Source organism: Verrucomicrobiia bacterium, from assembly GCA_035629175.1.
Classification (GTDB): Bacteria; Verrucomicrobiota; Verrucomicrobiia; order Limisphaerales; family DASXHY01; genus DASXHY01.
Map to the genome: position 1 here is coordinate 170,566 of DASPIL010000107.1, position 15,822 is coordinate 186,387.

Annotated in this window: 22 protein-coding genes; 13 read left to right on the top strand and 9 right to left on the bottom strand. The window is 57.3% G+C overall.

Going from position 1 to position 15,822, the window contains the following annotated elements; genetic code table 11:
• Positions 1-8: 8 nt before the first annotated feature.
• The 6 genes from VEH04_20395 to VEH04_20420 form a co-directional block, all read right to left on the bottom strand.
• Positions 9-494: a hypothetical protein gene (locus tag VEH04_20395; GenBank protein HYG25135.1), complete on the bottom strand. Its 486-nt coding sequence runs from the start codon at positions 492-494 to the stop codon at positions 9-11.
• Positions 491-793 (bottom strand): hypothetical protein, encoded by a 303-nt coding sequence (locus tag VEH04_20400; GenBank protein HYG25136.1) that lies wholly within the window; start codon positions 791-793, stop codon positions 491-493. Before VEH04_20400 ends, VEH04_20395 begins: the two co-directional genes overlap by 4 nt.
• Positions 794-830: 37 nt before the next feature.
• The gene (locus VEH04_20405; protein ID HYG25137.1) at positions 831-1,406 is read right to left on the bottom strand and encodes an RNA polymerase sigma factor; all 576 of its coding nucleotides are present in this window, start codon (positions 1,404-1,406) and stop codon (positions 831-833) included.
• A gap of 65 nt (positions 1,407-1,471) precedes the next feature.
• The gene (locus VEH04_20410) at positions 1,472-1,999 is read right to left on the bottom strand and encodes a hypothetical protein (protein HYG25138.1); all 528 of its coding nucleotides are present in this window, start codon (positions 1,997-1,999) and stop codon (positions 1,472-1,474) included.
• Between the two features lie 41 nt (positions 2,000-2,040).
• Positions 2,041-2,280 carry a hypothetical protein gene (locus VEH04_20415; GenBank protein ID HYG25139.1) on the bottom strand — a complete coding sequence of 80 codons (240 nt, stop codon included), beginning with the start codon at positions 2,278-2,280 and terminating at the stop codon, positions 2,041-2,043.
• A gap of 46 nt (positions 2,281-2,326) precedes the next feature.
• Positions 2,327-2,719, bottom strand: a complete 393-nt coding sequence (locus VEH04_20420; protein ID HYG25140.1) for a hypothetical protein — start codon at positions 2,717-2,719, stop codon at positions 2,327-2,329.
• Here VEH04_20420 and ilvB point away from each other — a divergent pair.
• The 12 genes from ilvB (at position 2,664) to VEH04_20480 (ending at position 13,162) form a co-directional block, all read left to right on the top strand.
• On the top strand, positions 2,664-4,496 hold the full coding sequence (gene ilvB, locus VEH04_20425; protein HYG25141.1) for a biosynthetic-type acetolactate synthase large subunit: 1,833 nt from the start codon (positions 2,664-2,666) through the stop codon (positions 4,494-4,496). The two genes, VEH04_20420 and ilvB, sit on opposite strands and share 56 nt — an antisense overlap.
• 241 nt (positions 4,497-4,737) lie before the next feature.
• Complete coding sequence (locus VEH04_20430; protein ID HYG25142.1) at positions 4,738-5,445, top strand: hypothetical protein; 708 nt, start codon at positions 4,738-4,740, stop codon at positions 5,443-5,445.
• 63 nt (positions 5,446-5,508) lie between these two features.
• On the top strand, positions 5,509-6,780 hold the full coding sequence (locus VEH04_20435) for a COX15/CtaA family protein (protein HYG25143.1): 1,272 nt from the start codon (positions 5,509-5,511) through the stop codon (positions 6,778-6,780).
• Positions 6,777-7,679: a heme o synthase gene (cyoE, locus tag VEH04_20440; GenBank protein ID HYG25144.1), complete on the top strand. Its 903-nt coding sequence runs from the start codon at positions 6,777-6,779 to the stop codon at positions 7,677-7,679. Before VEH04_20435 ends, cyoE begins: the two co-directional genes overlap by 4 nt.
• Before the next feature lie 129 nt (positions 7,680-7,808).
• Entirely contained in the window at positions 7,809-9,638 is a 1,830-nt protein-coding gene (locus tag VEH04_20445; GenBank protein ID HYG25145.1) for a cbb3-type cytochrome c oxidase subunit I, read from the top strand.
• 11 nt (positions 9,639-9,649) lie between these two features.
• Entirely contained in the window at positions 9,650-10,510 is an 861-nt protein-coding gene (locus VEH04_20450; GenBank protein HYG25146.1) for a cytochrome c oxidase subunit 3, read from the top strand.
• Positions 10,511-10,513: 3 nt separating this feature from the next.
• The gene (locus tag VEH04_20455) at positions 10,514-10,831 is read left to right on the top strand and encodes a hypothetical protein (GenBank protein HYG25147.1); all 318 of its coding nucleotides are present in this window, start codon (positions 10,514-10,516) and stop codon (positions 10,829-10,831) included.
• A 4-nt stretch (positions 10,832-10,835) separates the two neighbouring features.
• A complete protein-coding gene (locus VEH04_20460) occupies positions 10,836-11,042 on the top strand; it encodes a hypothetical protein (GenBank protein ID HYG25148.1) in 207 nt (68 codons plus the stop codon).
• Positions 11,039-11,293: a hypothetical protein gene (locus VEH04_20465; GenBank protein ID HYG25149.1), complete on the top strand. Its 255-nt coding sequence runs from the start codon at positions 11,039-11,041 to the stop codon at positions 11,291-11,293. The genes VEH04_20460 and VEH04_20465 overlap by 4 nt, the downstream gene beginning before the upstream one ends.
• 13 nt (positions 11,294-11,306) lie before the next feature.
• Positions 11,307-12,071 carry a cytochrome c oxidase subunit II gene (locus tag VEH04_20470; protein HYG25150.1) on the top strand — a complete coding sequence of 255 codons (765 nt, stop codon included), beginning with the start codon at positions 11,307-11,309 and terminating at the stop codon, positions 12,069-12,071.
• Positions 12,072-12,080: 9 nt separating this feature from the next.
• Positions 12,081-12,722: an SCO family protein gene (locus VEH04_20475; GenBank protein HYG25151.1), complete on the top strand. Its 642-nt coding sequence runs from the start codon at positions 12,081-12,083 to the stop codon at positions 12,720-12,722.
• Positions 12,719-13,162 (top strand): DUF420 domain-containing protein, encoded by a 444-nt coding sequence (locus tag VEH04_20480; GenBank protein HYG25152.1) that lies wholly within the window; start codon positions 12,719-12,721, stop codon positions 13,160-13,162. The genes VEH04_20475 and VEH04_20480 overlap by 4 nt, the downstream gene beginning before the upstream one ends.
• 9 nt (positions 13,163-13,171) lie before the next feature.
• Here the strand turns inward: VEH04_20480 and VEH04_20485 are convergent, their stop codons facing one another.
• The 3 genes from VEH04_20485 to VEH04_20495 form a co-directional block, all read right to left on the bottom strand.
• Positions 13,172-13,945, bottom strand: coding sequence for a UvrB/UvrC motif-containing protein (locus VEH04_20485; GenBank protein HYG25153.1), 774 nt, complete (start codon positions 13,943-13,945; stop codon positions 13,172-13,174).
• Positions 13,946-14,048: 103 nt separating this feature from the next.
• Positions 14,049-15,032 carry an L-histidine N(alpha)-methyltransferase gene (locus VEH04_20490; protein HYG25154.1) on the bottom strand — a complete coding sequence of 328 codons (984 nt, stop codon included), beginning with the start codon at positions 15,030-15,032 and terminating at the stop codon, positions 14,049-14,051.
• A gap of 57 nt (positions 15,033-15,089) precedes the next feature.
• Entirely contained in the window at positions 15,090-15,359 is a 270-nt protein-coding gene (locus tag VEH04_20495; protein ID HYG25155.1) for an amphi-Trp domain-containing protein, read from the bottom strand.
• A 128-nt stretch (positions 15,360-15,487) separates the two neighbouring features.
• On the opposite strand from VEH04_20495, the gene VEH04_20500 reads away from it, so the two are divergent.
• The gene (locus VEH04_20500) at positions 15,488-15,766 is read left to right on the top strand and encodes a hypothetical protein (GenBank protein HYG25156.1); all 279 of its coding nucleotides are present in this window, start codon (positions 15,488-15,490) and stop codon (positions 15,764-15,766) included.
• The last annotated feature ends 56 nt before the right edge of the window (positions 15,767-15,822 follow it).

Genomic DNA, 15,822 nt, shown 5'->3' on the forward strand with positions numbered 1-15,822 from the left:
TTGCAGTGCTAAGGCTTCGCCGGAATTGAGTTCGTCACGGCGATCGCAACGGCATTTGTTGAGGCGGGCGTCTTGTGCTTTGGCTTCAACAATTCCTCGAATTTCTCGAGTTGCTCGGGGGTGAGTTCCGCGCGGATCTTGTCCTTGGTTTCCACCATGGTGTGATAGATGTCGGGTTCCACTTCGAGCCAGATGAGCCGCGTGGTTTCCTGTCCATCAATGATGAGCCGCTCAATCCGTTCCCGCTGCGCCTGGTCCATTTTCAATTCCCGTTGCAGGCGATCGACGAAATCTTTTCGGAGGGGCCCCATCAATGGCGCGGGGAGTTTGATGCCGCGGTTGGAATTGGTTTGGGAGCCATTCACCGCGTTGCCGTTTTCCGGCCGGGGCGACTCAGCCTGGAGGAACTGGGAGTGGCGAACGAGCAAACCCCCGGTTAACGCACCGGCGGCGAAAATAATCACCGTCGCCAGTATGACTTTCCACGTGTTCACCGCGGATATTCGGAGTCCAGCGCCGCCAGCATTGTCTTTTCGAAATCGACGGCGAGATTCGGAGCCGGCTTCTCCTTGGAATGATCGCTAAACAACGCGACTGCGCCCATCACGGCGACGATCGCCAGGCAGGCACCCGCGGAGCGCCAGAGTGCTTCCGCCCAGAGGGCAGCGGTTGAAATCGGGCGGGCGATTAAATGGGAGAGGACGCGCTTTTCAAACGCGTAGGGCACGCGGTCACTCGGAGTTTCGAGACGTCCGGCAGCGATCAATTTCTTTTCGAGATCCAACAGGTTCATACCGACATTTTTTTCAGACGCGCAAAAGTTGCACGGGTTACAGATACTTGTCTTTAGCCATCTTGGCGAGGAGCTTTCGCATTTCCGCACGGGCTCGGAATGCCCGTACTTTTACGAGCGGGATCGACCAGCCTGTCAGGCGCGAGATCTCCTTCACCGACCGATCCTCGATCTCCAGCAGCGTGATGATGAGACGCGCAGGGGGAGAAAGTTGATCCATGATCCGATGGATCAGCAGTTTTGCCGCGTCAGCGTGCTCGCTCGCCGTCTCCGGCTGCGTCACGAATCGATCCAGCCAATCCTCCTCAGGCTCTGTGAGCTCGGAAAACATCGATTCCCGGTTGCGCTGGTGTCCCCGCAGGAAATCGTAGCAGGTCCGAACAGCCAGCCGCATGAGCCAATGCTCAAAGGGCGCGTCGCCGCGAAAACTTGCGAGCTTTTGATAGGCTTTGAACCAGACTTCCTGAACGATGTCCTCGATCTCGCTTTCACGGCGGGCATAACGCCGCGCCGTTGCAAAAACCCTCGGAGAATATTTCTGGATTAATGGCTCGAAGCTGGCGGGGTCGCCCCGCACTACGGCGGCTATCAGTTCCGCTTCAGTCCGTTCCATTTGCGCGCACTATGGCAGACGCCCCGATGCGACTAAAGGTAAAAGCCGGACCCGAAGAGGTGAGTCTACCGTCGAGGCGGAAGATCGTTCGCGTCGCGCGGCGGTCCACCCTGCAGGATGCGCTGGCGTCCCGGGCGGTTTTCCGGCTGGCGCAGGACCGGCCGTTGATTGGGAATGGCGCGCTTCAGGCGCTCGACCTGCTCGGGGTTCAACGGCGGTTGCGCGTGGGCCAACGCTTGCATGCGGATGACGGCAACCTCGGCTTCAAGATTCCCAATTTCCCTGGCCTTCGAGCGCACTGCTGCTTCATCGAAACGCCCGCTCACGGTCATCGTCATCATTTCGGCGCGGGCTTCGCGAATTTTTCCGTGAATTTCGCGCAATTTGCCATCCTTTGCCGCCAGGCTTTCAGCAACGGATTGGCGTTGCGGTTCAGTGAGCACGCCTACGATGCCCGCATCCAGGCTTCTCAACGCGGTGGTGGCAGCAGGGTTGCGCGCGACCAGATTGGTGTGTGTGTTTTGAGCCTGGACGGAAATCGCACTGAGAATTCCAAACGCCAGGCTGAAGCCGAGGACCAGGAAAGATTTCATACGAGTAGAAACACCGCGATCTGCCGGCTGTTGCTCACGATCTACTGCTGGCCGCGGGAAATACCCAGCGCCCTCTCGAACTCGTCAGAAAACTTCGCCATCGAGGCGCTGATCTTCATCGGCTGCTCGTTCATGGTCGCTAACATTTTGTCCGCCATCTCCGGCTTGCTGCGGATGAGTTCCAGGGCGGCGATAATCAACGTGAGGTTGTTGTTGATATCGTGCCGAAGCGTGGCGACCTTCTTGTTGAGTTCGGCGATCTGCTCCGGGCTGAGCGTCACGGGTTGGATTGATAGTCCCATCGGCGCTGCAATTTGCTGATTTATGTCATGAAAGCAAGCTGCTTTCTTGGATGTTGTCTTGACAGAGTACGTTCAATCCGTAGGCTTTGTGCCAATGTTCGGCAATATCCGACAAGCAGTCCTGAGCGTAGTCGTCGTAGTAGTAGCGCACGACGCCGTTGGTGCTTGTCGGGAGTAGGAAAAATTTCGACAAAAACCCACGGCTGGAAACGGTCGTGGGTTTTTTGTTATCCCGCGCCGCAGCCAAAACCAGAAAAGCAATGAGCAAGACATCCGAATCCGGGAAAAAAAGCGCCGCCGCAAAACCGGCGTCGCGCACCGCAAAATCTTCCGCCAAACCGCGCGCCGAGGTCGGCCCGCTGATGTTCGGCCGCGATATCCTCGTCGAGGCGCTGGAACGCGCCGGCGTGGAAGTCATTTTCGCCTATCCCGGCGGAGCGAGCATGGAAATCCACCAGTCGCTCACGAAATCCAAAATCCGCACCATCCTCCCGCGGCATGAGCAGGGAGGCAGCTTTGCCGCCGAAGGTTACGCGCGAGCGACTGGCAAGGCTGGCGTGTGCATGGGCACAAGCGGCCCCGGCGCCACCAACCTTGTTACCGCGATTGCCGACGCCTTCATGGATTCATGCCCCCTGGTGGCGATCACCGGGCAGGTGAACCAGAACATGATTGGCCGTGGTGCGTTCCAGGAAACGGACATCATCGGCGTCACGCTGCCAATCGTGAAGCATTCCTACCTGGTGACCGATGTGAACGACATTCCGCGCGTGGTTGCCGAGGCATTTTACCTTGCCGAGTCGGGACGTCCTGGCCCTGTCGTGATTGATGTTCCGAAAAACATCCAGCAGGCCAAGACGCAACCCGTGTGGCCGACGCTGGAGCAGGTTAAAGCCGGATTGCGTGGATACAACCAGCCTGACCTCCGGGCGGACGAACTCGCGTTGAACGAAATTGTGGGGCTGATCGAGAAAGCTGAGCGGCCCGTGTTGTATGTGGGTGGTGGAATCATCACGAGCGGCGCGGCGGCGGAATTGAAGAAGTTCGCCGAGACAACGAATATTCCGGTGACCACGACTCTCATGGGAATTGGTGCGTTTCCGGAAACCCATCCGCTTTCGATGCGCTGGCTGGGAATGCACGGCGCTGCGTTCGCAAACTGGGCAGTGAACGGCGAATACAAGCAGCGCGCCAGCTTCGACGAACCGATGGTAAAGATCAAAGATGGGGCCGATCTGCTGCTCGCGTTCGGCGTGCGCTTTGATGACCGCGTGACGGGCAAGTTCGAGGAGTTTTGCAAGCACGGCACCATTGTTCACCTGGACATCGACGCGTCGGAATTGAACAAGAACCGCAAGGCCCATCTGCCGATTGTTGGGGATATCAAGGACGCGTTGACACGTCTCAACGCAATGATTGCGAAGCGTCCCATGGAGAAGAAACACACGGCGTGGCTTGCCCAGATTGACGAGTGGAAGAAGAAAGGCCCCTTCACCTACAGCATCACGACAGAAATCGTGAATAGCGATCATATGAAGGACCACCTGTGCGGCCATGAGGACCAGGTCATCCTGCAGCAGAGTGTGATTGCCGCGTTGTATGAGTTGACCAACGGCGATGCGATCATCACCACAGGCGTGGGCCAGCACCAGATGTGGGCGGGGCAGTGGTACAAGTTCAAGCACCCGCGCCAGTTCATCACGAGCGGCGGACTCGGCTCCATGGGTTATGGCTATCCGGCGGCGCTAGGGGCAAAGGTCGCTTTTCCTGACCGGCAGGTGGTTGATATCGATGGGGATGGCTCATTCCTGATGAACATCCAGGAACTGGCCACGGCACACGTGGAACACATTGGCGCAAAGGCGATCATCCTCAATAACCAGCATCTGGGAATGGTGGTGCAGTGGGAGGATAAGTTTTACGCGGGGAATCGCGGCCACACATATCTCGGCAACCCGGAAAATCGTGCGCAGATTTATCCCGATTACGTGCGCGTCTGCAACAGCTTCAACGTTCCCTGCGAACGCGTGATGTACAAGCGCGATCTCAAGCCCGCCATCCAGCGAATGCTCGATTCAGACGGACCCTACGTCCTGGATGTGGTGGTGCCTTACAGCGAGCACGTGCTGCCATTCATCCCCGCGGGACGAACGGTGGCCGACATGATCTGGAAGGCATCGGATCCGCGCATTTGATTCGCGGCTCGTCCGAATCCGCGGATGTCGGTTCTTAAAACACTCGGGGTGGGCTGAACGCTTGCCCCGGTGTTTGACGTCAGTTGAAGCGCCGCTACGCAACGACGCACTCACGTTACTTGGATAAGGGGGCGTCACTCCGTGAATGAGCCCCGGTGAAACCGTGCTGCGGCTCTTGCCCGGGAAATATTAGGGTGATAGTTTTTCGCCGCACCATGTTCACCCAGCAAACGACGTTTTTATGAAAATGACTTCTCTCCTGGTTTTGGCGGCGGGTTTGGCTGCAGGCGTTGCAACGGCCGCAGAAATTTCCGGCACGGTCACGTTGAATGGCAATCCTCCGGCAGAAAAAGCGATCACCCCGTTGAAGGATGATCCGAACTGCGGAAAGCTCCATTCCAGTGTGCCGACGACGAAGTTCTACGTCGTGGGTGCAGACAAGGGACTGGCGGATGTGGTCGTGATGCTGAAGAACGTCAGCGGCAAGTCGACGGGCGCATCGGCGAAGCCAGTTGTGCTGGATCAAAAAGGCTGCATCTACACGCCACAGATTCTGGCGGTACAAACTGGCCAGAAGCTTTTGGTCAAGAATTCCGATCCCGCATTGCACAACGTCCATACGAAGCCCGGAGCCGGCAGCGCCAACAAGGAAGAGAATCGCGCGCAAATGCAAGGTGGCCCCGATCTTCCATTCACTTTTGCAGCCTCGGAAAACTTCCTGAAATTCCAATGCGACGTGCATCCCTGGATGTTCGCCTGGGTAACTGTCGTCGATCACCCGTACTTTGCGGTGACGGACAAGGATGGCAAGTTCGCCATCAAAGATGTGCCCGCAGGCAAATACACAGTTACAGCACTCCATCGCAAGGCAGCTCCCACCGGGCTCGACAAGGAAGTCGAAGTAAGCGACGCGGCGGCGAAAGTGGATTTTGTTCTAGAGGTCAAATAATCATAACCTTTCTTAAGACCGCTGTGGGCGCAGGCTCGCAGCGGTTTATTTTTTCAAGAACTGATGTCTCACGCTTCTTCAACATCCCGCGGTGTTCATGCCTTTGCGGTCGCCACCGCCATCGCGACCCTGCTGTTGATTGCAGTTGGCGGGCTCGTGACAAGCAAGGGCGCCGGCATGGCAGTGCCGGACTGGCCGACCAGTTACGGCTACAACATGTTCGCGCTGCCGATTCACCTCTGGACGGGTGGTGCGTTGTACGAGCACACGCATCGGCTCTGGGCGTCGGTTGTCGGCCTGATGGTGGTAGCCCTGACGCGGTGGTTGGGTGGCCGCGCTTCCCGCAAGCCGCTCGCGTGGATTGGCGCGGCGGAACTGCTCGCGGGTCTTTTGATGGTCACTCTCTGGCCGAGCCTTAGGGGAACAGGCTTTTTCCTTTCTGGCATCGGCGGCGTGGTGTTGCTCGCGGCGCTGGTGTGGATCAGGAACGACGCCGCGTCCCACGGGCTCGTGCGGCTTGGTTGGATCGTGTTTGTGCTCGTGCAGGTTCAGGGGTTGCTGGGCGGCTTGAGGGTCGTGCTGTTTAAGGATCAATTGGGCATCTTCCACGCCGCGCTAGCCCAAGTTTTCTTTGTCCTGCTGTGCATCATCGCTCTGTTCACCAGCCGCACGTGGCGGCGTCATGTGTCGCATCAATCGTCCCCCCTTGAACAGGGCGCGGTGGGGATGCCAGTGCGTGCAGGGTCCCGGGCCTCGCGATTCGCGATTCTCGCGACGACGGTGCTGATCTTTATTCAGTTGCTGATTGGGGCCACCATGCGGCACCAGCATGCGGGGTTGGCGATATGGGATTTTCCGCTCGCGCATGGGGAGCTTTGGCCGGCAACCGACCCGGAATCCGTTCTTCGGTACAACCAGCAGCGTGTGGAGATCTCGTCGGCGAATCCAATCACCCCATTTCAAATTCATCTTCACATGGCGCACCGTTTTATGGCGGTGGTGATCCTGGCCGCGGTGGTTTATTGCGCTGGAACCTTGTGGCGCTCACGACGGCTTGGGGAATCGAGCCATTTCGCGGCACGATGCTCCGCCGTGTGGCTGGGTCTGATTCTGGCGCAGGTCGGATTGGGAATTGCAACCGTGTTGACCCATAAGGCGGCTGACGTGGCGACTGCGCATGTGGTGGTGGGTGTACTTTCTCTGGCCACGGGTGCACTGCTGTGTATATTCACTTTTCGCAGCCTTGCCTTTTCAATGCGCGCGCCCTTTTTGCCAGGTGACGCGCGCCGCTTCACTGGCAGAAGCGGAGTCACGGCAGGCGCATCACAGAGATGAAAGCAACTGCACCAACATTGATCGACGCTGTTCCCGACGAGAAGAGCTGGTTCGCCGTCTATGCTGATCTCACCAAGGCGCGGCTGACTTTCCTTGTCGTTTTGACGACGCTGGTTGGGTTTTACATCGGGTTTGAGGGGCCGGTGAATTACGCGCTGATGTTTCACGCTGTGTTTGGAACGGCCATGGTCGCAAGCGGCGCGGCGGCGCTGAATCAGCTTCTCGAGCGCGAGCACGATGCGAAGATGCGACGCACGCGCAACCGGCCGTTGCCTTCAGGGCGGCTGCAGCCCACGACCGTAATGATTTTCGGCGGGGTGTGCGGCTGCGCCGGATTGTTGTATCTGGCGCTGGCTGTGAATCTCACCACGAGCGTTATCGGCGCGATTTCATTGCTGAGCTATCTGTTCATCTACACGCCTTTGAAACGCGTGACCTGGTTGAACACAGCGATCGGCGCCATTCCGGGAGCACTTCCGCCTTTGATGGGATGGACCGCGGCGCGCGGCGAACTCACGACAGAAGGATGGGTGCTGTTTGCAATCCTTGCATTCTGGCAATTGCCGCATTTCCTCGCGATCGCGTGGATATATCGCGAAGAATACGAGAAGGCGGGATTCAAGATGCTTCCAGTGATCGATCCGGAAGGGCATCGCACGGCGCGCCAGGCGGTGAGCCACACGCTGGGTTTGTTGCCCATCAGCATCTGCCCATTCCTGTTCAAACTGACGGGGCCGATATACCTCGTGGGCGCGCTGGTGCTGGGAGTGGCGTTCCTCTGGTTTGCGGTTCAATTCGCCCGCCAGTTGACCATCGCGCGCGCGCGCCAGCTTTTTTATGCATCCATTCTATACCTCCCACTGCTGCTCACGGTGATGGTTCTGGACAAGTGGAAATGATAGTTAAGATCAGCTGACTCTGCCGTTGACACTGAAATGTCACTGAAGTTGACTAACGCGGATTTTACTCCTGTTCGACGACAAGACGCGCTGTCTTTTTGTCCAACAGCTTTTTAGGAACGAACGAACATGCAGGCGACGCACGCAGTTTCACACGCAGACGTCCACCACGACGCCCACGACCTGGGCTTCTGGCGGAAGTACGTCTTCACGGTTGACCACAAGGTCATTGGCATTCAGTACGGCTTGACCGCGCTGGCCTTCCTGCTGCTCGGTTTCTTCCTCATGCTGATGATGCGGTGGCAGATTGCGCATCCAGGCCAGCCCATCCCAATCGTTGGAACTTTGCTTGAGATGGTGCTGGGTCAACCCGCGGCCAAGGGGATCATGTCGGCAGACCTCTACAATTCCTTTGGTGCCATGCATGGAACCATCATGGTGTTCCTTGCGATTGTGCCACTGGCGACGGGCGCGTTCGGAAATTACCTGGTGCCGCTGCAAGTCGGGGCTGGCGATATGGCCTTCCCCCGTCTGAACATGGCGAGTTACCAGTTTTACTTTTTCGGCGGCATCATCATGTTCGCCAGCTTCTTCATCCCCGGCGGAGCCGCGCAGGCGGGGTGGACGTCGTATCCGCCACTCGCCGTAGCCATCGCCACCAACGGCCAGACCATGTGGCTTCTCGGCATGGTCTTCCTGATCACCTCTTCGCTTTTGGGTTCGGCCAACATCATCGTGACCATTGTGCAATTGCGGGCGCCCGGCCTGACGTGGATGCGGCTGCCGTTCTTTGTGTGGTCGCAATTTGTCGCGGCGTTCCTCCTGCTGCTTGCGTTTCCTCCCCTGGAAGCCGCAGGCATCATGCAGTTGATGGACAAGGTGTTTGGCACCAGCCTGTTTCTTCCCACGGGACTGGCGGTTGGCGGAAACATGGCAGACATCAGCGGTGGTGGCAGTCCGCTCCTGTGGCAGCATCTGTTCTGGTTCCTTGCGCATCCCGAGGTCTATGTGCTCATCCTGCCGGCGATGGGAATCATTGCGGAGGTGATTGCCAACAACACGCGCAAGCCGCTGTGGGGCTATCGTTCAATGGTATTCGCTTCGCTCGGCCTCGGGTTCATGTCGTTCATCGTCTGGGCGCATCACATGTATCTGACCGGCATGGGAACAGTCATTGCGACATTCTTTCAGACGACCACGATGATCATTTCCATTCCGTCCGTGATCATCCTGACGTGCCTCCTGATATCGCTTTGGGGTGGGTCGATTCGATTCAACACGCCGATGCTGTTCTCGCTGGCATTCCTTCCGATGTTCGGAATTGGTGGTTTGACAGGCCTGCCTCTCGGATTCAGTGCGAGCGATATTCATTTGCACGACACCTATTACGTCATCGCCCATTTCCATTACGTGGTGGCGCCGGGGACGATCTTCGCATTGTTTGCGGGCATTTATTTTTGGTTCCCGAAATTGACCGGCCGGATGATGAACGAGTTCTGGGGCAAGGTGCATTTCTGGCTTTCGCTGGTGTTCATGAACCTGATTTTCCAGCCGATGTTCGCCCAAGGCATGTCAGGCATGTTGCGGCGCATGTCTGATGGGGGTGCGAATTATTCCGCGTCGGTGCTGGAGAAATCCGGCGCTGCGGTGATCGGCGGCCTCAGTGACATGGTCATGCACCTCAATGTGTACATCCTCTGGGCGGCAGTGGGTCTCGCCGTCGCGCAGATTCCATTCATCATCAACCTGTTCTGGAGCATCAAGAACGGCCGGAAGGTGACATCGGATAATCCCTGGGATTCCACCACGCTGGAGTGGCAGACGCCAACGCCGCCGCCGCACGGCAACTTCACCCACGACATCACGGTTTATCGCGGCCCTTATGAATACAGCCCCATTGGCAAAGTGGGCGACGATTTCCTGTCGCAGGCTGATTCAGGCGCACCAACCAAACACTGATTCATCAGCACATGGAAATTCCTTACGCAGTCAAACCCCGTCCGGACACCGGCGTTTACAATGCCAAGCTCGGCATGTGGTTGTTTCTCGCGTCCGAAGTCATGCTGTTCGGCGGCTTCTTTTCCGCCTACATCCTGCTGCGCGTTGGCGCCCCGGACGGAACCTGGACTCGAGGTTTGCTGAGCGTCCCGCTCGGAACCCTCAACACGTGCATCCTTGCTTTATCCGCCGTGACCACCCTGCTGGCATGGGCCGCGTGCAAGGTTCGGGATCTTGGCAAATTCAAGTTTTACCATGCGTGCACCATCCTCCTGGCGCTCACGTTTCTTGGAATCAAAGCCTACGAATACAGCGATAAGTTTCACCATTACCAGGTGTTGAAAACCGACGGAACCTATGTGGACGGTCATTTTGTGGACGCGCGCTACGTCGACGCAACCGACCCGCAGCAGGAACGCGTGCTGCATGGCTTCAAGGGCAAGTCATTCAAGGAGGGCGGTAAACAGTTCAATTTGGCGTCCGTGACGTTGAATGGGTTTGAAGCGGAAACGTTGAAGGAGATCAACGAACCGATGCGAGGCCACAAGCACGAGCACAAGGACGTGGCGGTCCCAGCCGCGGATATTCGAAAGATCGGCAACTACGGCCCGGCGCATAACACGTTCACGGCGATTTACTTCACGATGACGGGTTTGCACGCGTTGCACATTCTCGGCGGCGTTCTGGTGATCGCCTATTTTTGGGGGCCAGGCAGCCGCATGTGGCACACCGAGCCGGAACGCTTCACGAACCGCATTGAGGTCTCGGGATTGTTTTGGCATTTCGTCGACCTCGTGTGGATTTTCCTTTTTCCGCTCCTTTACCTGACCTGATTTATGGATGACCTGACGCCTTCCAATATAAGCGCCTACACGAAGCGCTGCTTTCTAGTCCTGCTGGGCGTGCTGTGCGGCACCCTTGCCATGGTCGCAGCCTCCTTCGCCCCGCTTAACAGCCACGGCTTGAAGATTGCGCTGATTCTGGCGGTCGCGGCTGTGAATGCAACACTCGTTGCAACGTTCCTGATGCACATCGTCACCGAGCGGAAGTTTGTGCTGATTGTTCTCGGGTTCACTGTGATTTTCTTTGTCGCGTTACTTGGGTTAAGTTCGCTGGGGCAATTCGACCATCCCAGGATCGTTGCCCCCAAATAAAGTTATGTCGCTCAAAGCTTTTCATCTCATCTTCGTTACAGCCCTGAGTTCGCTGGCGTTTGGCTGTGCCGCGTGGAAGTTCAAAACCTACGCCGCAGAACGCGCAAGCGGCGACCTGCTCTGGGCGATTGCTGGTGTCCTCGGCGGGATCGCGGTGCTCGTCTACGGAAAATATTTCCTGAAGAAACTGAAAAACGTGAGCTTTCTGTGAAAACCTGCGCTTCCCGCATTCTCATCGTTCTTCTCCTGCTGGCCGGGATGAATTCTCCCATGCAAGCCCTCGCTTGTGCCGTGTGTTACGGGGAATCCGATGCGCCGATGGCAAAAGGCGCCGCGTTCGCAATCCTTGCGCTGGGCATCGTCGTAGCCGGGGTGCTTGGCGGAATAGTCGCTTTCTTCGTGCACATCAAACGCAAGGCCGCCGCGCAGGCGGCCACGATTGCGTCGCCTGATTCGGTTTAATGCAACGTCTCATATGATGGAGTCCTTTTACAATCTGCTCGGTCTGCCGCAGCTCGCATCTGAAAGCGGGCGGGGCGTGGATGACCTGATCGTTTATATCCACTTCCTCATGATCGCGCTCTTCGTCGGGTGGCTGTGCTACTTTGCCTACGCGCTCTTTCGCTTCCATCAATCCCGGTCACCAAAAGCCGATCCCGTCGGTGTGCGCAGCCATGTCACCAATTACATCGAGCTTCTCGTGGCTGGCGTAGAGGCCGGCCTGCTCGTGCTTGTCGCCGTTCCTGTCTGGGCAAAGGCGGTCAAACAATTTCCCAGCACAGAAGACTCAACCGTCATCCAGGTGGTTGGACAACAGTTTGCATGGAACGCGAGGTACCCCGGTCCTGACGGCGTGATCGGAAGACAGGATATGAGTTTCGTCGCAGGCGACAATGCCTTCGGCATTGATCCCAATGATCCCGCGGGCAAGGACGATGTGCAGGTGTTGAATGAGATGCACGTGCCAGTGAACCGGCCCGTTATCGCTTACGTCAGCTCCAAGGATGTCATCCACTCATTCAAGATTCCCGCCATGCGTGCTGCGCAGGACGCGAACCCGGGGATGCGTGTTCCGATGTGGTTCAAGCCGGTGCAGGTCGGACGTTTCCAGGTTTATTGCGCCCAATTGTGCGGCAACGGCCATGCCAGCATGGCTCAAGGGTTTATTGTCGTGGACACCCAGGAAGACTATGACAAGTGGCTCGCCTCCAAGGTCGGCGCTGCCACCAGTTTTGAGTAACCGCTTGTTGTGACATCTCCATCGCGTCGATTTTCAACGGCAGCCATTGTCGGGCTCCTGCTGGTTGCATTGACGGTGACGTTGATCGTGTTCCTTCAGTTGCGATTGCGTGCAGGCCCACCGCTTCCGAAGATTGCGCAGGTTGTTAATTTCACCCTCACAAACCAGTTTGGCTCCGCAGTATCGCTCGCGGACCTCCGAGGCGAAGTTTGGGTTGCCGACATCATTTTCACCCGTTGTCCGGGGCCCTGTGCGCGCATGACGCGGCAGATGAAGGAACTCGAAACTGCGCTGCCAAGGGGGAGCGGAACACGGCTGGTTTCGCTGACGACCGATCCCGATTTTGATTCTCCTGAAATCCTCAGGCAATACGCGGAGCGCTTTGGGGCTGATTCGAACCGCTGGATGTTTCTGACGGGCAGCAAGACTGAGATTGCCCGGGCTGCAATTGATGGATTGAAGCTGACCGCCATCGAGAAAGCGCCGGAGGAGCGCGAGTCAGTGGATGACCTCTTCATTCACAGCACCATCTTCGTGGTGGTCGATCGCCACGGAGTGTTGCGCGGTGTGTTTGAAACGGGGGATGTGGAATGGAGCGTTTCAAAGCAGAGGCTTCTCGATGCCGTGAGGAAGCTGGAGCGGGAGCGATGAATCCCGCAGACCTTCCGGCGTTGAACGCGGTGTTGAACGGTTGTAGCGCAACCCTGCTGGTGATTGGATATCGGATGATACGGCAGGGAAAACAGGCGGCTCATCGAAACGTGATGGTTGCCGCGTGCGTGTCGTCGCTGCTCTTTCTGGTTGGGTATGTGACGTACCACGTGTGGATGCAACAGACGCACGGCACGGCGCACACGAGCTTTAGGAATCCGGCATGGTTCCGGCCGTATTACCTATTCATCCTTTTCACGCACCTGGTGGCGGCAATGGTGATCGGACCGTTCGTTCTGCTCACGCTGTATCGGGCGTTCGCCGGACAATTCGAAAAGCATAAGAAAATCGCGCGCTGGACCTGGCCGCTGTGGATGTATGTTTCCGTGACGGGCGTCGTGATTTACCTGCTGCTCTATCAATTGTTCCCGCAGGGCTGACGACCGCGCTCAGGGGGAGGATTTTTCCTGTGACTCCAGCGTACGCAACGCGTCGCGATATTGCGCTGCCTGCTCGTAATCCTCCCGCTTCACTGCATCTCCAAGCGCCAGTTCCAGCTTTTCGCGCGCAGACAAGGGGCGATTATCCCGGATTTCCGCGAGCCACGCCTCCAAGGACTGAATCTCGCCGCTTTGTTCAATGAGTTCGGGACGCACCTGGTCGCGAAAGAAGGCGCGGATCCGTTCAACACCTTCTTCCACCTGGCTGATCGCCGTCGGATAATCTCCCGCCTCCAACGACTGCATCGCCTGGGCGCGGGTCTGGATCATGAGCAACTGGGGCTGGAATTGCTTGAGTGACCAGGCGACATCTTCGGATTCCGCGAACTTGCTGACGAATTCGAAAAGCGAAAGGTTGCGATCTGTGTCGCGCATGACGCTTTCGTAATCGCCGAGTTGGAGCATGCAGATGTAACGGTGATGATACTGCAGTGATTCCAATTGCAGCTTTGAACATTCTTCCGCCTTGAGCTTGAAGCCATCGGCGGAACCATCGTTTTCGGACACATGCTTTTCGAGTTTCGATTCATAAAACTCGAACAGTGAACCAAAGCCAAATGGCTGCTTACCGTCAGGGCGCCCCTCCGCGTTCATCTGCAGCAAACCGAGGTCGACGCGCAGTTGAATCTTTTCAATTCCATCCCGGCCCTTGAACCTCCGAACAACCACTTGGCCCGGTTTGTAGTCCCAGTGCTCGAGAAGATGCGAGATATCGAGGTCCATGCCGCGAATATGACCGCCGCGTTTTATCAAGTCAACGCGTTGTAAACCCCAGTGTCTGTAGAAATAACGAGGGGTGGGAGAGACCCGGCCTCCTCTTCACTGCCTAATCGCGAACCACTAAAAAGACGCCTTCCTCTCCTGAATGCGCAACCCAGCGTTCACGCACAATGAGGCCGTGCTTTTGCAGTTCAGTTTCCAACAGGCCCGGCGTGTATCGATAGGAGAAAAACAAACGGAATGCATCACCGGGCGAGAACGAAAACGATTCACCTTCAACGCGGATCGAGCATGCGCGTTGGAAAGAGAACGTTGCCTCAATGCGCTTCAATCCATTTCCGTCAGGTTCCACGACTGAGAAACGCAGTTCGCCGTCATGCGGTTCCACACCGTGGTCATACAGGAAACCGAAGAGCCATTCGCGCGTGGGAGCATTGTCATACTGCGGCAGCACCCGTCTGAGACCCTCCGCGTAATCAGGTCCCGGCGCCAGGTTCGCGCTGAAAAGCAGGAGATCGTCCCGCGACAGCATTGCCGCCAGCCGGGGCAGAATGACCGAGGGTTCGAAGTTGGGAATCATTCCGAAGAACGTCACGAACCGCCGGGTTTCGCAACTGGAAGGTCGTGGAAACAGTTCCGCGGAATCCTGCACCGATGCAAGGTCGCACACAACAGGGGAGCAGTGGATGCTTGGAACGGCGTTCAGGATTGTCTCCCTTGCGGTCAAGACCATCGGTGTGCTGACGTCACAAGGAAAACAAGCGATGGCCTTGTTGGAACGTCGTAGCACTTGAAGGAACCGTGCGTCCTTATGCCCGCCGCCGCATCCCAGGGCGACCAATTCAACCTGGGATGCCAACAGCCGGGTTGCTGCGTATTCAAAGCCGCGATCGTAAACCGCTCGAATTTCCGGATCGTTATGCGCGGGAGAACACGCCTCGTGCACAGCCTGCCAGCGCGATGTCTGGCGGACGCTATCGTAGAGGAACTTGTGGTTAACTTTTTGGGTGCGAAACGATTCCAGCAACTCGGTTCGCAGGCGGCTCGGAAACTGGCTTTCGTGAATGAGAACCGAAACGGCGCGTGTCATAGAAGCGTCAGGCGTCGATTCGGTGGCAGCCCAGCGACAGGTGAGTGCGGGATGAACTTAATCATCTCTGCGAGTTGTCCGTGCGGCTGCAGCCGCCCGCTTCCACTTCACCTGGAACTCCAATTCCTCGGCGCCTTTCTCCCGCTCATGCTCAATGCTGAGAACGGCATCCTTGGGCAGGCGAATGCGTTCTCCTCCGACTTGAATGACGAATGGCTTGCCGGTTTCAAGCGCATCGGCCAGGCGGCGCAGTTTGAGAACGAACTCTTCGCGAGAAATGGATTTTTCAAGATCCCGATCCTTCCGGCTTTTAGGTTTCGCAGGCATGGCAACGGTTTAGCCCAGTCCGACATGCGGCGCAATGGCGAGATGACGTTCAGCAGGCTCTGTTGCGCAACTGCAATGCTGCTTTCACTGTTATCTGGGTTCAAACCATACTTCCCAACAAATGCAACATGCGGCAAATAGAAGAACGTGTTCAAACCGAGGTCGGTGGTGCGAATAACGGGCGGGGTCAGGGACGCAATGAGAATCTCCACCGCGGCTTCATACCTGGCCGGGAGATGGTTTCTCAATGCGCTGGCGAGATGTTGTCCGCGCTGCAGGATGCTCAGCGGTTCGAGTGCGTTCATCGCCGTACGCTGGAACGCAGAGCGATCGAACTTGCGGTGCACCAGGGAGATGTTGTGCGCCAGGCAGGCGATCGCCTCGGGACCGAGCAACTCCTTGAGTGAACCGCCCTTCGACATTGTGCATGTGGTGGACGGAAGGCTCGGATGCGGGCTCAGCT